The sequence below is a fragment of the Cellulomonas sp. WB94 genome (assembly GCF_003115775.1).
GTDB lineage: Bacteria > Actinomycetota > Actinomycetes > Actinomycetales > Cellulomonadaceae > Cellulomonas_A.
The window spans coordinates 1,445,048-1,460,269 of the sequence record NZ_QEES01000002.1 but is presented as its reverse complement, the minus strand read 5'-3'; the positions used below and the strand labels follow the sequence as shown (position 1 = coordinate 1,460,269).

At 68.8% G+C, this 15,222-nt stretch carries 11 protein-coding genes and 1 tRNA gene; 5 read left to right on the top strand and 7 right to left on the bottom strand.

Annotation, left to right across the window (positions count from 1 at the left end):
- The first annotated feature begins 67 nt into the window (after window positions 1-67).
- Window positions 68-150: transfer RNA gene (locus tag DDP54_RS07855), tRNA-Leu, on the top strand.
- Between the two features lie 237 nt (window positions 151-387).
- Here DDP54_RS07855 and DDP54_RS07850 read toward each other — a convergent pair.
- Both DDP54_RS07850 and DDP54_RS18160 read right to left on the bottom strand, forming a co-directional pair.
- Complete coding sequence (locus DDP54_RS07850) at window positions 388-2,160, bottom strand: transposase (RefSeq protein ID WP_146192393.1); 1,773 nt, start codon at window positions 2,158-2,160, stop codon at window positions 388-390.
- Window positions 2,157-2,300: a hypothetical protein gene (locus DDP54_RS18160; protein WP_158274481.1), complete on the bottom strand. Its 144-nt coding sequence runs from the start codon at window positions 2,298-2,300 to the stop codon at window positions 2,157-2,159. The genes DDP54_RS07850 and DDP54_RS18160 overlap by 4 nt, the downstream gene beginning before the upstream one ends.
- A 162-nt stretch (window positions 2,301-2,462) precedes the next feature.
- On the opposite strand from DDP54_RS18160, the gene DDP54_RS18155 reads away from it, so the two are divergent.
- The 4 genes from DDP54_RS18155 (at window position 2,463) to DDP54_RS07830 (ending at window position 6,368) form a co-directional block, all read left to right on the top strand.
- Window positions 2,463-2,603 (top strand): hypothetical protein, encoded by a 141-nt coding sequence (locus DDP54_RS18155; protein WP_158274480.1) that lies wholly within the window; start codon window positions 2,463-2,465, stop codon window positions 2,601-2,603.
- Between the two features lie 872 nt (window positions 2,604-3,475).
- Window positions 3,476-3,898: a hypothetical protein gene (locus tag DDP54_RS07840; RefSeq protein WP_109131272.1), complete on the top strand. Its 423-nt coding sequence runs from the start codon at window positions 3,476-3,478 to the stop codon at window positions 3,896-3,898.
- 228 nt (window positions 3,899-4,126) lie between these two features.
- Window positions 4,127-5,209: an XRE family transcriptional regulator gene (locus DDP54_RS07835; protein WP_109131271.1), complete on the top strand. Its 1,083-nt coding sequence runs from the start codon at window positions 4,127-4,129 to the stop codon at window positions 5,207-5,209.
- A gap of 13 nt (window positions 5,210-5,222) precedes the next feature.
- On the top strand, window positions 5,223-6,368 hold the full coding sequence (locus DDP54_RS07830; protein WP_146192392.1) for a hypothetical protein: 1,146 nt from the start codon (window positions 5,223-5,225) through the stop codon (window positions 6,366-6,368).
- Here DDP54_RS07830 and DDP54_RS07825 read toward each other — a convergent pair.
- From DDP54_RS07825 to DDP54_RS07805, 5 genes are all read right to left on the bottom strand, one after another.
- Window positions 6,347-6,997, bottom strand: a complete 651-nt coding sequence (locus DDP54_RS07825; RefSeq protein ID WP_109131269.1) for a hypothetical protein — start codon at window positions 6,995-6,997, stop codon at window positions 6,347-6,349. The two genes, DDP54_RS07830 and DDP54_RS07825, sit on opposite strands and share 22 nt — an antisense overlap.
- 329 nt (window positions 6,998-7,326) lie before the next feature.
- On the bottom strand, window positions 7,327-9,087 hold the full coding sequence (gene drmB, locus DDP54_RS07820; protein ID WP_242448447.1) for a DrmB family protein: 1,761 nt from the start codon (window positions 9,085-9,087) through the stop codon (window positions 7,327-7,329).
- Between the two features lie 5 nt (window positions 9,088-9,092).
- Window positions 9,093-12,536 carry a helicase-related protein gene (locus DDP54_RS07815; protein ID WP_109131267.1) on the bottom strand — a complete coding sequence of 1,148 codons (3,444 nt, stop codon included), beginning with the start codon at window positions 12,534-12,536 and terminating at the stop codon, window positions 9,093-9,095.
- Window positions 12,533-14,110 carry a hypothetical protein gene (locus DDP54_RS07810; RefSeq protein WP_146192390.1) on the bottom strand — a complete coding sequence of 526 codons (1,578 nt, stop codon included), beginning with the start codon at window positions 14,108-14,110 and terminating at the stop codon, window positions 12,533-12,535. Before DDP54_RS07810 ends, DDP54_RS07815 begins: the two co-directional genes overlap by 4 nt.
- Window positions 14,107-15,036, bottom strand: coding sequence for a hypothetical protein (locus DDP54_RS07805; RefSeq protein WP_109131265.1), 930 nt, complete (start codon window positions 15,034-15,036; stop codon window positions 14,107-14,109). Before DDP54_RS07805 ends, DDP54_RS07810 begins: the two co-directional genes overlap by 4 nt.
- Window positions 15,037-15,222 lie beyond the last annotated feature (186 nt).

Here is a 15,222-nt window from a genome sequence, read left to right as displayed (position 1 = left end):
TCCGCGGTCCACCGACTCCCGTCGCGTTCCGGCCCCCGCCACGCTGCGTGCTAATCTTCTCCGGCGCGCGCGAGTGGCGGAATGGCAGACGCGCTGGCTTCAGGTGCCAGTGTCCGAAAGGGCGTGGGGGTTCAAATCCCCCCTCGCGCACAGTGGGGTCTCGGGACAACCGGGACCCAGTAGACGGGACAACTCCCGGCAGGACGTGATCCTGCCGGGAGTTCCTGCGTCCAGGGTCCGTCCGACCTCTTGACTAGCACGCAGGCGTGATATTGCCTGATCTTGACCTGGCGTGCTGCGAGCGTCGGCATCTGGCCCGGGTACGACGATCGGCCCGTTCACCTGGACGGTGACGGGCTCGGACGCGGTGCTGTTCGGTTGCGGGTGTCAGGCGACTTGGAGCGGTCTGCCTCTCGAGGCGTAGTAAGCCTCGTGGAACGCGCGCTTCCGCTTCCTGCGCTTCTTGACGCGTGTGTGCTCGACGGCCCAGGCGGGATCATCGGCGTCGCCGATGAGTTCCATCCACGGGTCGGGCGCGGACCGACAGATATGCCAGTCCCGCAGCAGCCGGACGTTCGTGCCGACGAGGGCGAACGTCAGAAGGATGTGGTTCTTGATCGCTCCTCGCACGCGGGTGAAGTGGCGCACGATCTTCACGCCGCGGTTGTGCTTGATCTCGGCGTTGATGTGCTCGACGCCGGAGCGTCGTCCGTAGAGCGCTGCCCACTCGGTGGACCCGAAGGGCGTCCTCTGTCGAGTCCATGCCTGTTCTTCGGCGTCGACGACGACGGTGACGCCGCATCCGCAGACTGGCGCACCGCGGTTCCCATCCTTGTCGACCGGGCGCTTCGGGCACGTCGTCGCCGGGACGCTGTACGGCGCACGGAGAGACTCGGGGGTGTTGACGCAGCGGACGCGGCGGCTGAGTGCCGGGCCGCGGAACCGCATTGTTCCGGGTCGATCGCCGTGCGGTACCGGATCGAGCTGGTAGGGCCGTCGCTCGTCGTACTTCCCTTGGAGCTCGCGCTTGGCGGCATCGGATAGGCCGAGGCTGAATCCGCCGAGGCTGCGTAGCGCGGCGGGGAGCGCGGACGTGTACAGCGAGCCGTCGACCCAGATCGTGTGGAGTCTGGGGCCGGGGTGGACGCCGAACTGGTTCTTGTGAAGATTGTGGATCGACGCGATGCCACGTCCGACCAGTGGCAGCGCCCATGCCTCCGGTTTGCGGTACGTGTAGCCGCGGTCGGACAGCAGCGTCTTCAGTGGAATCCCGGCGTCCGTCAAGGCGTCGACTGCGCGCAGGCCGGCTTCGGCCTTGCCAGATCCGGCTGGCATCGTGACCAGGCCGAGCGCCAGGTGCGGGAGCGGGGGCATGCCTGGTTCTGGCACGGGAACGGTGATGTGGAGGTCAAACCCGAGGAAGGTCTCCTTCGGGCGGAGCCCCTTCCCGGAGCGATAGCCGGCGCATGCATCCGGGTCCAGCGAGTGCTGCAGTCGTCCGTCCGCCCGGACCAGCGGGAATTCGACGGTGCGAAAGTCCTCGCCCGAGACGGCGAGGTCGGGCACGTCCTCCGTGTCGATGACATCGGGCTTCTTGCGCCACGACCGGCGCGCCGCCGTTGTCTCGTAGTCGGTCGAGTCGAGTGCGAAGGTCGTGGTCCGCGGCAGTCCCGCCGCTGATGCCATCAGCAGTGCTGTGGCGAACTGGTCGGGGCCGATCGGTCGTTCACCGGTGCACGTCGCCGGGCACTCATGCAGTTCGCCGGTCTTCCTGTCGAACCGCTTGTGGCTATGAACAGACGTGATGTATCCGTGTCGAAGACTCTCCTCGATCCGGCGCAGGTTGTGCGCGATGTGGTCGTAGGTGACGCGCCCCGAGCGTGTGCCCGTCAGAAGTCGGGCGTTGACGAGATCCCGCGCGGTCTCTTCAACCTTCGTCAGGTGCATGTCCTGCCCGAGGATGCCGTGCGTGATGAAGATCGCGAGCAGGTCGATCCATGCGAGATCCATCGGCCTGCCGGTGTGGCTGTCGATGCTCTCGCGCAGGGCGTCGGCGACGCCGGAGCGCCGCGCGATCTCGCGCGCGATCTTGTAGGCGCGAGACAGGGAGAGCCTGCCCGGTCTCGCGACGTTGCGGTCCAGCGGCCTGAGTTCGGTCACGGGTTCCACCTCGCGATGTCGGCGAAGATGGCGGTCTCGTCACGGGTCGGCACGTACGGCAGCAGGTCACGTAGCGCGTGCGTGGAGACGGTGCCGGCGAACCGGTAGACCTCCGACACGGTCAGCCCAGTGCTCAGCATGTGGACCAGCCAGGTCGTGCGCAGTCTGGGCGAGTCGAATGCCGGTGCACGTGGTGGCACCTCGATGTGCCTCGATACCTGCGAGGCCGCCGTCCGGCCGGCCGCGATGTCCGCGTACAACTGTCGGCCTTCGTACTCCTCGCACAAGGAGCGAAGTGCTGTGTGAGCGCGTGGCAGGACCGGAACGGTGCGCGGGCGTCCGCCGCGGACGTGCACGAGCACGGCGTCGTCGCGGAACTGGACATCGTCGGCGCGCACGGCGCCGACCTCATGGCCCTTGAGTCCAGCGCACAGGGCGAGTGAGAGCAGTGCCAGAGCGCCACGGGTGCGGCCTGGTGTCTTCTGAGTCCTTGCGATCTCCCACATCCAGTCGACCTCGTCGTAGCGGTACGGCGGTGCCACTAGCTTGTGCGAGTGCGTCAGTGGTTCCGGCGACCAAGTACGCGCGCCGGGTGGCGAGCCTGCCGATGCGCCGCAGGGTCGACGCATAGGTGGCGCGACTCCGATTGCTGATGCCGTTCAGACCGACGGCGACGAAATGCTCGACCGTCGGCTCGTCAAGAAGGGCTTCCTTGTCGAGCGGCATGGCGTGCGAGGCCGCCCAGTCGGCAAACGCGGACACGGCCTTGAGGGCGACATACACGCCGGACAGGGATGTGCAGCCGCCGTTGACCACGGCGTCCCGGACGAAGGGACCGATCTCATCCCAGCGGTCATGACCAGCGCCGTTCGGCTGGTACCCGAGCGTCGCCGTTCAGATGGCCTCGGCGCTGATGGGTCCTGGCTGAGACGGCCTAGGCACAGGGCACGCCCGAGAGGTGCCTGGCGTCGAGCACGGGCGCGTGTGATGCTGTCTTCGTTACGTACAACGCGGTGGTTCCTTGCCTGTGGTGGTCGGGGACCTCTCAGCGGCGGAGTTGGCGCTCCGCCGTCCAGCAAGGGCGTCACCCTCGGGTGGCGCCTTTCGCTTTGTGCCGATCGGTCGATCTGAACTCGTCGTCGCGCGGATGGCGACAAAGCACAACCTTGATGAGTGCGACGTACGACAGCAGCCGGAACAACCTCTTGAGTGTCGACTCGACGTCGACCGGATCTCCCAACCTAGCCGGCGAGCAAGGGCTTCATCAAGTGGAGTGACGGTATATACGCAGGTCAGAGCACATTTTGGAGGCGCTGTGGCCCAGTCGCGAGTCCTTGCGCCGGGCTTCTGGTGCGACGACTGCGAGACGTTCGGTCGACGCGTCCGCCGCGAACCGCGCTCGAAGTACTGCACCGTTCATCGCCGGAAGCGCCGCGCGTTCTATCAGGCGAAGTGGAAGTTCGAGCACACCGGTGGATCGCGCGTCTACCCGCTCGTGTACGACGCTCGACTGGTTCCCGATCAGAAGGAGCGGGTCGCGATCGACCCTTCGGAGCTCGCTCGGGTCGAGGACGCGGCGAGGCAGCTACGCAGGTTCACCGAGGCAGCCTTGAGCACGTGGGGAGCGGAGCTGAACCTGCGGCAGGCGAGGGCTCTCGACGAAATCGTCAAGGCGCTCGTGTCGACAGCGCAGGAGCTCGAGACCTTCATCGGCCGCACTCGCGGCGCTCGCGAGTAGCGGCGGGGTTCGAGCGCCAAGGCAAAGTGCTGTGTGATGTCAGAGCGGTCGTGGTTCAGTCCTCGCCCACAACCCACTCCCTGCGTCCAGCGTCCTTCCCTCGCGTCCTGTGCAACCGTCGGACGGCGCCGGACGGGCACACGGCGCAACGACCCTGACCGGCGGCGGGCCCCGGCAAATATCACGCAGGTGATGCCGAAACGATGCACCTGGTGATACGATCTCCCCATGACTGCAGCGGCGAGCACCGAGAAGAGCGCTGACCGTCGAATGCTCGTACTCGTTCGCGATGCCAAAGGGCTGTCGCAGCGAGAGCTCGCGACCCTCGCCGACGTCAACCAGTCGACGATCTCCAAGGCCGAGAATGGGCTCGCCGAACTCAAGGGCGACACCTTGCGCCACGTGGCGCACGCCCTCGACTGCCCCGTCGAGCTCTTGACGCACCCGACACCCCAGCTCGGCCTCGATGTCTCCTGCCTACACAATCGGCGGCGATCCTCCCGCCTGACAGCGGTCGCGAAGAACAAGATCCAGGCGCTCGCGCACCTGTCGAGGCTCTCCATCGAACAGATCATGGACGGGCAGCCGGTCACGCCCGTCACTCTTCCGCGAGTGGCCCAGCTCGATGCGCCTGATCCGGTTGAGATCGCGGCGATCGTGCGGGAGCATTTGCGCCTGCCGGCGGGTCCGGTCAAGGACCTTGTCGGTGCTCTCGAGAACGCCGGCGTCGTCGTGTTCGAGCGGCCTCTGGGCTCGACAGCGCAAGACGCTGTGTCGTCGTGGCCGCAGACGCCCGGTCGCGTGCCGATGCTCGTGGTCAACGGCGGCCTGAGCGGAGACCGGCAGCGCTTCACCATCGCGCACGAACTCGGGCACCTGGTGATGCACCGCCTCCCGGGCGACGACCAGGAGGCCCAGGCCGACCTGTTCGCGGCCTCGCTACTCGCGCCTCCGGAGGAGATCCGTCCCGACCTGGCTGGCCTCACCACGGCGCAGTTCCGTCGGCTCGTCGAGCTCAAGCCCAAGTGGGGAATGTCCATCGCCGCGCTCATCAGGCGCGCGTACGACATCGACGAGATCTCCGACCGCCAGTATCGCGAGTTCCAACTCCGTCTCAACCGACTCGGGTGGAAGACCTCCGAGCCGATCGAGGTGCCGCCCGAGCACCCGACCACCCTGCACAACCTGCTCCAGAGCAGGTTGCGCTCCGGCCAGGCCGTGACCGACCTAGCCCGAACGGCCCTGATGACCGAGCAGAGCTTCCGTCGTTACTTCCCCATCGAACCGCGCGACAGCGCCATGACCGCCTAGGACGGTGGTTGCCGTGACCGACACCTTGATGCCGAACGGGCTCACGCTCGCGACTCCAGCGCTGCCGACACCCCTCGTACCCGTGCGCGAGCTGTACGCCGGGCGCCCGGCGATCGCCGTGCAATCCGAGACCAACATCGACGGCATCCGCTCGGTCGCGGGCATCTGCAACGAGACTCCGTTGGGGGTCGTCCTCACGGTCCCCGCCCGATGGCCCGTGACCGAGTCCAAGGTGTCCGACGTGCTTGCTCCGTTTCACGAGGTGACCGGCGACGTCGAGCACGCTCTCTTCGACGCCAACCGGTACTCGGGGGTGCGCCGCACGATCGGGTGCGCGCCGCTCGACGTTGGTCTGGTTGACGCCCAGCTCCGCGCGGGTCAGCGGTACGCACTGACGGACTCCCCGTACATCCCCGACGGCGACTTCGCGGCATTGGACGGCACCCTCGCGCAGGCTCGGCGGACGGGCCGCCCAGTTGTGGCTGCGCTACCGATCAGCTACCTGTGGCTCAGGAACCGGCCCAGGGAGTTGCGGGAGGCGATCAACCGCGGCGGCGTGCCGGTCGGGCTGATCGTCGAGCACTCTGGCGACCCGATGGGAGTGCAGGCCGTTGTTCGTGGCCTCGTGCACGTCCTCGGCGCCGACCAACCCGTGTTGGTCCTCAGGTGTGACGCCTCTGCCGTCGCGGCCGTGGCATATGGGGCCGCCGGCGGGGCAATCGGCACGCTGACCAGCCTGCGACACCTGTACCCGCTGCCGAACCCGGACAAGAAGAGTGGACGCAGGCCGGCGCGGATTGCTGTGTGGGTGCCACGGCTCATGGCGTACATGTCGGTCGAGAAGGTCGCGGACCTCGTGCAGCACCCGGACATCGATCAGTACTTCGTGTGCGACTGCACGGCCTGCAACGGCATGCGGCTCGACCGGATCGTCACCGACCGGCACGCCTATGAGCACTCGATCCGCGCCCTGACCGACTTCGCCGCGATGCGCGTCGGGTCGGCGAAGAGTCCCGAACTGCAGCGCCTGGCCCTGTTCGAGGCAGGTAACGCCGCCCAGTTCGCACACCAGCACATCGAGTCCACAACGGGCGTTCCGCTGGAACCACCGGCGTTCATCGGTGCCTGGCGCGTGGCCTACAACGAGATCGGCGCCTGACCGGATCGGAGGGCGACCTCGAACAGCTGCTCTTCCCTCAGCTTGCGCTGGAAGTGCACCTGACCGTCGGGTGGTTCCCACGTGCCTGCGTTGAGAACGAGCTCGACCTTCGTGTCGGTCGCCGCCACCACGCTGTACCCGTAGTAGTCGCAACGGATCAGCTCAAGCGCATCGGGTGCCGGCAACGACGGTATGAGTGCTGCGACAGGAGCTGTCGTGCGCAGCCGACCGAGCGCAGCACGTGACCTGTGCAGAGCACCGAGAACAAGAAAGCCCCGGATGTCGAGCGGCGCGTCCGGTGCATCACCGTAGGAGGCATCGGCAGACGCGAGCCACCATGCCCGGTCGACGATCGGCCCTACGTTCCGTGCCCGACGCGTGCGCCATCCATGCTCGTTCCATCTGACGATAGGAACAACGAGCGCGTCCGCGAGCCAGACGCATGGGAGAGCGACCCCGCTCCATCGGAGCAGGCGCACCGACTCGGCGGCTGCCTTCTCGAGGTCGTCATGTGCACGTGTGATGCGGGTACCAGACGGCAGCCGAAGCGTCTCCTTCCCCTGACGGGCGGCGAGGAGTGCCGATTCTGTCCCGATGACGTCGGAGTGGCGAGCGTGGATGTGCGTCATCGTCGATCGTCACCCGTTTGCGTGCCCACGCTCGCACGGTACCCGCACGACTTGGCTGTCACCGAGGATGCGAGGGCGCCGGTCACGAGGAGCGGAGGCGGCCTTCGCGCAAGCCGGGATGAGAACACGCTTCTACTTCGGCAGATGTGGGGTGAGGCATGAGGGACATCAGTGGCGTGCGCGATAGCCGCCGCATCGTGGACTTGGACCGGCTGCGAGCATTGCACGTCACCGACTCCTCGTGCGCGTGACCGTGCCTAACCAGGCTGCGTCCGACGTGGAGGCATGCGCGATCACCGCAGCAGGCGGCTGGCTCGGTGGGGGGCTGGTCAGCGCCCGAGGTGCCTCATGAAGTCGGTGACGAGCTTGCGGTCCAACCCTTGGTTGAACGCTTCGCAGGACGTCTCAGGGACGTACAGGCAGTGATGGCACGCACCCGGCGCCGTTCCGTGTCCGCCGAGGTGCGGATGCCCTTCGCCGCACACCGGGTCGGTTGAGCACCAGTCGGCCGAGTTGATTGCCTCGTCCAGCAGCAGTGCCAGCCGGTCCGGGGTGGCAAGCTCAACGAGGCCGCCGAGCGTCCCATCGATGTCCCCGGCGGCGGTGTAGATCAAGAACGCCGTCCTGGTGTCGGACACGAACAGGCGTTCCCGGAGAGCCGGCAGCGGGTACCCCGACTGTGGGGCGAGTGCCCGCATCAACAGGTGCGCCATCGTGTGCGCTAGCACGCCGCGGACTGGGTCGAGCGCGATGGTGGGGAATTCCACTGCGGCGTCCAGCACTCGTGGGTCGTGGGCCGCGGTGGCTGCCCACGTCTGGCAGGTCTGCTCGTCCAGGACGACGAGGATCCCTTCCCCGTACACCCGGTAGCCCGGCAGCCAGTCGTCGCGCGCGCCGGCGGAGAACGTCTGCGGGTGCTCCTTGCCCCACATCTGCTCGTAGCCGCGTGGTGGATCGGCCGGTGCGGGTTCGATGCGGGTGAAGCCGGCCAGGATGCGTGTCTCCCGAAGCCGCGGCACGGCGGACACGCCCGTCAGCGTGTCCCCGAGAAGGGTCGCGTAGCCGGCAGGGTCCTGGCGTTCGACGATCAGGTCTGGGAGGTGGCCCGTGACATGGCGCGAGTACTCGTCGCTCGTGAGCGCGTCCAGCTCGGCCTCTCGCGACGGCGGTGTGCTCGCCTCGGACCCGAGGGCGTCCAGGTGGGCGACGACCTCGTCGCGCGTCGTCGTGATGCCGAGACGTCCGGCTATCCGGACGATCTCCGCGAGGGTGTCTTCGCGGCGACCACCGGCGTCCAGGCGCAGCAGCGGCGCGAGGGCCGGGTTGTCCAGCAGGGCGTGGACCAAAGTCGGGTTCGTCGCCCCCGCGACCGGCAGCGTGAGCGCGGACAGTTGCTGGGCGTAGTACATCGTCGTCGAGGACCGTTCGAGCGGACGGGCCCGCAGCTGGCAGTCCTGCGCTCCAGCGCCGGGCAGCCATGGGCGCTCGCCCGGGCATGGGAAGTCCTGCTCCGGGTCGAAGGTGACTTCCCGGTGACACGCCTCGCACTTCAGTCGAGGCCGGGCAGGGGACGCCCCGACGGAGTACCGGACTTGGGGGGCAGCACACGGCTCCCCGTCGTGTAGCACCCCAGACCAGTCGATGTCGGCGAGGTGGCCGTTCTGGCAGGCAAGTACGGTCGCGACCTGGAAGGTCGGCCAGCGCCGCCGCCCGATCGCGCAATGCGTGCAGCGGCCTTCGTTTGAGTCGGTGTTGTCCCGTTCGATCAGCCGTTGACACTGCGGGTTCACGCACGCGTCCATCAGGGGGAACCGTGCTGCCGGCAGCACCCAGTCGCGGTCCCGCACCGGCGGGTTCTCCGCCGCTGGCGGCTGCACGAACCGGTCGACGAGTGTTGCGGCCTGCAGGTGCCGGTCGGTGATCGAGAGCTCGTCCAAGACGCCGATCGACCCCGCGGGCCGGTCGGGCAGGGAGCGCATCCAGGCGGCAGGGGCAGTGACGATCACCGACACGCGGTTCGGCAGCAACGTCAACGCCCCGGGGCCGACCGGGCTAATGACGTGCCCGCGCCGGATGGTGGCGACGAACATGGTTCTCACCATTCCGCTTCCTCCTTGTCGGGCTCGCCTGTCGCGGGGGCAGGAACCGTGGCGTGGTTGCCAGGCAGCCATCGGTCGTCGATGTGGACGGCGGCGCTGCTGTCCACGGACCGCAGCGACATCGGCGCGGACCACGAGGGGAAGTCCGCCCGCGGCGCTCGCTCCGGTGGTCGCAAGAACCCTTCCTGCCGTGGTGTGCCCCAGTCCATCTCCAGGTCGCGGGCGGACGCCGCTTCGGTGAGGGCGTGTTCGGCGATCTCGTCGAACAGGTCAACCTGGGCGTGCGGCAAGGTCGCGATCCGGACCCGCATCGCCGCGGACGCCTGCGTGAGCAGGGCGATGTCGCCGGCCGTGACGCGACTGTCCCGGGTGGGACGGGTCTGGCGCACGCTCGCAGCGAGCGCGCCGCGCAGTCCACGGGACAGAGCCGCTCCGGTGAACGGGGTTACCGACGCGGGCTCCACCGCGGCGTACAGGCGGTCGTGAGTGGACGTGAACCGTTCGTAGTGCGACATGTCGCGGGCGTTTGCCGGGTTCAGCACCGTGACGATGACGCCCGGCCCCGTGTTGGCGGCGCGCCCGACACGACCGGAGACCTGGATGTATTGGGATGCGGTCTTCGGTTGGCGCAGGATCGTCAGCAGTCCGAGCCGCTCTACGTCGACGCCGACTTCGATGACCGAGGTCGCGAGGGCGAGGTCGACGCAGCCCTGCTCCCCTTTCGCCTTGGTCAGCCGGTCGAGGTTCGCGGCCGCGTCCCCGGACGATGCAGAGGTGAGCTCGACGTCCTGAAGCGACCTGACCGCGGCGCGAGTGCCATCTGGGCGCAGGGTGCCGGCGCGCACCCCGGTGGAGCGGACCAGCCGCCACGCGTACGAGCGGGCGTCGGTCGCGAGCAACGACTTGGCTTGCCCGAGGTCGCGTAGCGACCCGAAGAACGCCACGTTGGTCCAGTAGGGGTCGAGGTTCGCGCTCGGATCGGCCTGCTCAATGGCTGCGGCGGCGTGCGCGAGAGAGGACAGGACGCGCATCTCGGCGTGCTGGAACCGGCTGACCCCCGTGGCGCACACCCCGATGTGGATGCGCGGCGGGACGGCTGTGCTCACGGTCGCGAAGAACGAGTCGTCCACGCTCAGGCCCGGCGGGGGCACCAGACGGACATCGTCGGCTGGGCACGCGTACAGGTTCTGGGCTTGGCGGCCGTACGCGCGCGTCGTTGCGGTCGCGGCGACGATCCGAGGTGGCATGCCTCCGTCGTGACGGCAGAGCTGGTCGATCGTCGACTCGTACAGGCCGACGAGCGACCCGAGCGGGCCGGAGATGAGGTGGAGCTCATCCTGGATGACCAGCTCGGGCGACGGCCACTTGCGATTCCCATCGGTGTCGATGCCGAACAGGGCGCGCGGCTGCTGGTTCCAGGCCAACTGGGCGAACTTGTCGACCGTGGCGACGATGAACGTGGGACGGGCGGCGTAGATGTCCTCGTCGACCTCGAACACCGGCAGGCCCAGGCCGCTCGAGTAGGAGCAGCGTGGGTTCGGGCAGCGGGCAGCCAGCCGCTGGCCGCCGTTGGGAGCGGCTTCGCTGGCATAGCCGGTGACCTGCCCGTTGACGACGTCACCCATCGCAGCCGCGCACGACGGGCACCGGGACAGGAGGAACGGTCGTTTCCGCGTCCCCCTGGTGGCGCGGGCAAGCTCGTTGCGCATCTGGATCGCGTCCGCGCGACGGTTCGGTGTGGCCGCCTTCCCGAGCCACGCGCCGATCGTGAACCGGACAGTGCCCAGCTGGTTGGCGGGCTCGCGGCGCAGGTCGTCCAGCGCGCAGATCAGCGACGCTGCCCTTTGCAGCTGTTGCGCGGTCAGCAGCCGCAAGGTGTACCGCATCAGGACCGTCGTCCCGGTAGCTTTCGGGTCCAGCAGCCGGCGGTGCAGCATCGTGAACGCCGCCAGTCCGAGGTACGCCCCGGTCTTCCCACCACCGGTCGGCATCCAGATGACGTCGACCGCGCCCCGGCGGGGGTGGTCGGGGTCCACTTGGGCGGGCAGGTTCGCCAGGATGAACGCGAGCTGGAACGGTCGCCACGACGGAGATCGTCCGACCGGCCCCGCGGGGGCGACTGTCAGGCCCTTGGCGGCCGCGTTGACCGTGACCGCCCGGGTCGCGGCGGCGTAGGAGCGACGCTGGATGGCCATGGCCCTGGACGCGAGCCGGAGAGCGATGTGGGCGGTGCCGCTCTGCGCGAGCTGCCAGCCTGCAGCGATGTCGTCCGCGAACGTGTCGCACGCGGCCAGATGCTCGGCGGCCGTGGCTGCGCCGTCGCCCGTCAGCGCGGGCACCTCGGCGCGCTTGGTCGTGATCCACGTGCGGTACGAGGCGATCATGCGGTCCACGACCGCACGGGCATCGGCGTCCCAGTTTCCCAGGTCGGTCATGTCGACCCCGAGCGGGCCGCCCTCGTCACTGATGTCCGGGGTGGTGGGAGCGACGAGGGCGACCGGGAACGTCTCCGTGCGCACCGTGTGTCCGCCTGAGTCGTCGGTCACGGACGCGTCGACACCGTGCCCCACAGCGCGCACGGGTGCGTGCGCGTACAGCAGGCGCAGGGAGCGGGCCTCCTCGGACGTGTCGACGTCCGGCTGCGGGTAGTCGGCCAGATGCCCAGTCGGCACGGTCACCGCAAGCGCTGCTGTGAACAGCACTCGAGTGGCCAGCGGCTGATCGGTGTTCTGGGACCGGTTCACCATAAAGGCCGTCACGACACGCGTGCCGTCCGACACTGCCCGGACATCCATCCCGACCTGCACGGCGATCGTCCCGTCCGTGATGTTCTCCACCACGCGCCGAGCATCGGCAGGCACGGTCACGCTGGTGGTGATGTCCACGGGAACGCGATGCCACGCGGGTCGCGCGTTCCCGGCCACGGTGACGGCGAACGGTTCGTACCTGGCCCCTGTCGCGTGCACGGCAAGGTCAGTAACGTCCGCGCTGATGACGAACGACACCCCCATCGATGAAGGGCGCCCGATCCGGTCGACCGTGGTGCCAGTGGTGTCCAGGTCCGCGTCTGTCGCCGGCTCCGGCGCGGCGTCATCCATGTCGGCGGTCTCCGGGACGGTCACGGGCGGTGCGTCGTCCGCCGGTGCGTCGGCGTCGGGGTCAGGTGCTTGTTCGGCGTCGATCGCGAGCTCGTCCGCCGCGCCCATCACGGGGTAGAGCGCGCCGGTGACGTACCGGCCGATGGGGGACTCCCCGACGAGGACTTCGTAGCGGTCCGCCCCGATGAAGAGCTGGGACAGGTCGCGGGACGTCAGCGCGGCACCGGGGGTGATCGGCACAGGTTGCGCGGCCGGGTAGTGGCCTTCGGGATCAGCGAGCGGCCCGAGGAGGTCGCGGCGCAGCGCATCGATGAGCCGGTCGCGGGTGTCCTCGGCGGTCATTGCTGCTCCTGGCGGTCGTGTGCGGGTTGCGGGGTACCAAGCCACGCTCGCGGCACTGGGTGCGTGCCGTCGACGACCAGGACGGTGGTCAGCAGCACGTCCCCGAGCGTGTCGTCGTGCACGAGCGCGTACCCGGTGGTGGTCAGCTCGTCTTCCCAGGCGCGTCCGCGTAGCCGTTGCCGCAGGTCGACGTGGATGAGCTCACCGGCGTGCTGATGTGCGGCGCGCAGGGTGGGCAGGTCGTGTGCGGCCGCGCGGATCGGGCCGATGAAGTCCGTGTCGGAGAATGGGGTTTCCGCCAGCACGTTGACCAGAGGAGTGAACCCCTTCGTGAACGGGGCGATGTAGTCGGGGTCGAGGACGTGGTCGGTCAACCGGCGGGCGTACGGACGGTCCAGGCCCCGCTTGCGCAGCGCGTCAACTACGCCGTCCTCCCCCCGTTCGCTCAGCGCCCACATCAGTGCGAACTTCAGGTTCAGCGACGCAGTGCGAGTGGCGTCGATGCGAGCCTGGGTCCAGCGGCGAGAGCTCAGGAGCCACTGGTTCGCGCGTGCGAGGAGCTCGTCGCGGGCTGCGTTGCTGGTGTGCTCGACCAGGACGCGTCCGACTGTGAGCTGGGTGATGGGCACCCGACTGATCGTCACGTCGCCGGTGTCTTCCAGCCCGAGGACGGCCGGTCGCGGTCCGGTCGCTGGAGAGAAGTACACCGTGTGCCCGGACGCCGTGACGACCGCGGTGGCGTCCACGGGGTCGTCGACGTGGTCGGAGGGTCGAGCGGCCGTGCCGGCGGGGACGGGCGCGGGCGTGAACCACTCAATCCGGGTGACGGTCGCAGGCGTCCGGTCGGGGACGGTCAGCCGCAATCGCGGGTGCGCGACTGCGTCGGGCCAGACCCAGAGTTCGTCGGCCTTCAGCGCGGGGTCGTCGTCGAGCAGTGCGAGCCGCACTCGGTGCGCGGGCGGACTGGTCAGCAACCAGCCCACTTCGCGCTCGGCGGTCTGCGGCGGGGAGAACGGTGTCGCGTACGTCACGGCGGGGTGCCCGAGAACGAGTGCTGCCTTGTGCAACCGCCCTCGGCGAAGGTCGGCCGGTGTGGCGATGTCCAGGCAGGTGAACCCGTCATCTGCCAGCCATGCACGCACGGGTTCGGCGAGCACGGCGCGCGGCACGACCAGGACTGCTTCTGGTTGTCCGTCGCGTTGGGCGCCGTACTCGCTCAGGACGTCCCCGACCCAGGCGTTGATCGGTGACGGGGAAGCGAGCAGAGCGTCGGCGGCGTCGCGCACGGCCGCGAGGGCGGGGGCATCGGTGTGCGCTGGGTGTTCGACGAGGAACGTGCGCAGCTCGTCGACGAGCGAGGCCACACCGACGGCTGTGTGAGATGGGGGGAGCGGCGTCGAGGTCAGGATGCGCCGGGCCGCCCACACTGCGCTCGTGACGCGTCCGGCGACGGGTGTGGTGTCGTCCCGGAGCGCGCGGACAGCGCGCGTCAGGTCGCCCAGTTCTGGCCACGGCACCCGGTGGACGTCGATGTCTGGTTCGGCAGCCACCTGCCACACGTCGAGGTCGCTCACCACTGCTCCTCGAGGTCGTCGTCATCCACGGGCATCGGCAGGTCGCAGGGGACGTACGCGGCGAAGATCTCGAGCCCATGCCCAGGGCGCAGCGCAAGGCCGAGGCGTCCGTCGACGGTCACTGGGGTGGTGCGCATCTGATGGGCCAGGTCGGCGGCGTGCACCGACGACGGGGACCGCCGAGACAGCAGGGCGAGGACGGGAACGTCCGGCCATGGGGTGGGCGCCAGCGCAGCGGACGTCGTGGTTGTGATGACGAGTCGAGGCCGCACTTGGGTGAGCCAGGGGCGGCGAGTCAAGGTCGGGGACGTCCCGGTCGTCAGGACCGCCGAGCGATACCAGTCGTCAATGTCGGTGGCTGCGGCGCGGCGGACCTGGCTGCGCTGAGCTGCCAGCGGCGTCCAGGCCCGCAAGTCGTCCCGCGTGCGTTCGGGGTGCCCGACGACAAGCACCGGGTGACCGGATGCGTGCAAGTGCCGGTGCCCGGCGAGGTCAGGCACGCACTGGTACGCGTCCGCGAGCAGAAGCTTGTCCTCGGCGCTTAACAGTCCGGCGTGGCGATCTGCAGGGAACTCCACTGGCAGCCGGTACACGGACGCTCTCTGGCAGGGAATGCGGACGCCGGCATAGCGGAACTGGCCCTCTCTAGTGATCTCGGAGAGTTCGGTGTCCTGGAACTTGGAATCGACGTAGACCGCCACGCGGTCCCCGGCGTGCAGGTCTGCGTGGAAGCACCCGTCGCAGCGCGTCGTCGCGGACAGTGCCCCAAGGATGCTCGCGCCAATCGCGAGGCGGGAGGTGGGCACCGTCACCCAGGTGCGCAGGCCGTCCTGTGCGCCGGTGGGGCTGGCGAGGGCCCTAGCCAAGCCCATCAGGTGTTCCAGCGCGCGCGGGAGGACTGGCGGTCCCGCGATGCCCGGTGACACGTGATCCTCGTTGGTCGGTCGTCCTCAGGGTCTTGGAAGGCAGTTAACCGGAGTCCGCTGACACTCGGGCGGCTTCGGCGCTTCCAGGGTGGGTGGACTCGTGCCTCGTCGGACCTCGTGCAGGGCCCGCTTCCGCCGTAGGGGTGCGCTTCACGGCGACTCTCCAAAGAATCAAAAGGCGTCAAA

Excerpts from the sequence above, each read along its gene's own strand:
- DDP54_RS18160 (WP_158274481.1), bottom strand. The coding sequence starts at position 2,300 with ATGCTGAGCACTGGGCTGACCGTGTCGGAGGTCTACCGGTTCGCCGGC.
- DDP54_RS07835 (WP_109131271.1), top strand. The coding sequence starts at position 4,127 with ATGACTGCAGCGGCGAGCACCGAGAAGAGCGCTGACCGTCGAATGCTC.
- DDP54_RS07825 (WP_109131269.1), bottom strand. The coding sequence starts at position 6,997 with ATGACGCACATCCACGCTCGCCACTCCGACGTCATCGGGACAGAATCG.
- drmB (WP_242448447.1), bottom strand. The coding sequence starts at position 9,087 with ATGTTCGTCGCCACCATCCGGCGCGGGCACGTCATTAGCCCGGTCGGC.
- DDP54_RS07815 (WP_109131267.1), bottom strand. The coding sequence starts at position 12,536 with ATGACCGCCGAGGACACCCGCGACCGGCTCATCGATGCGCTGCGCCGC.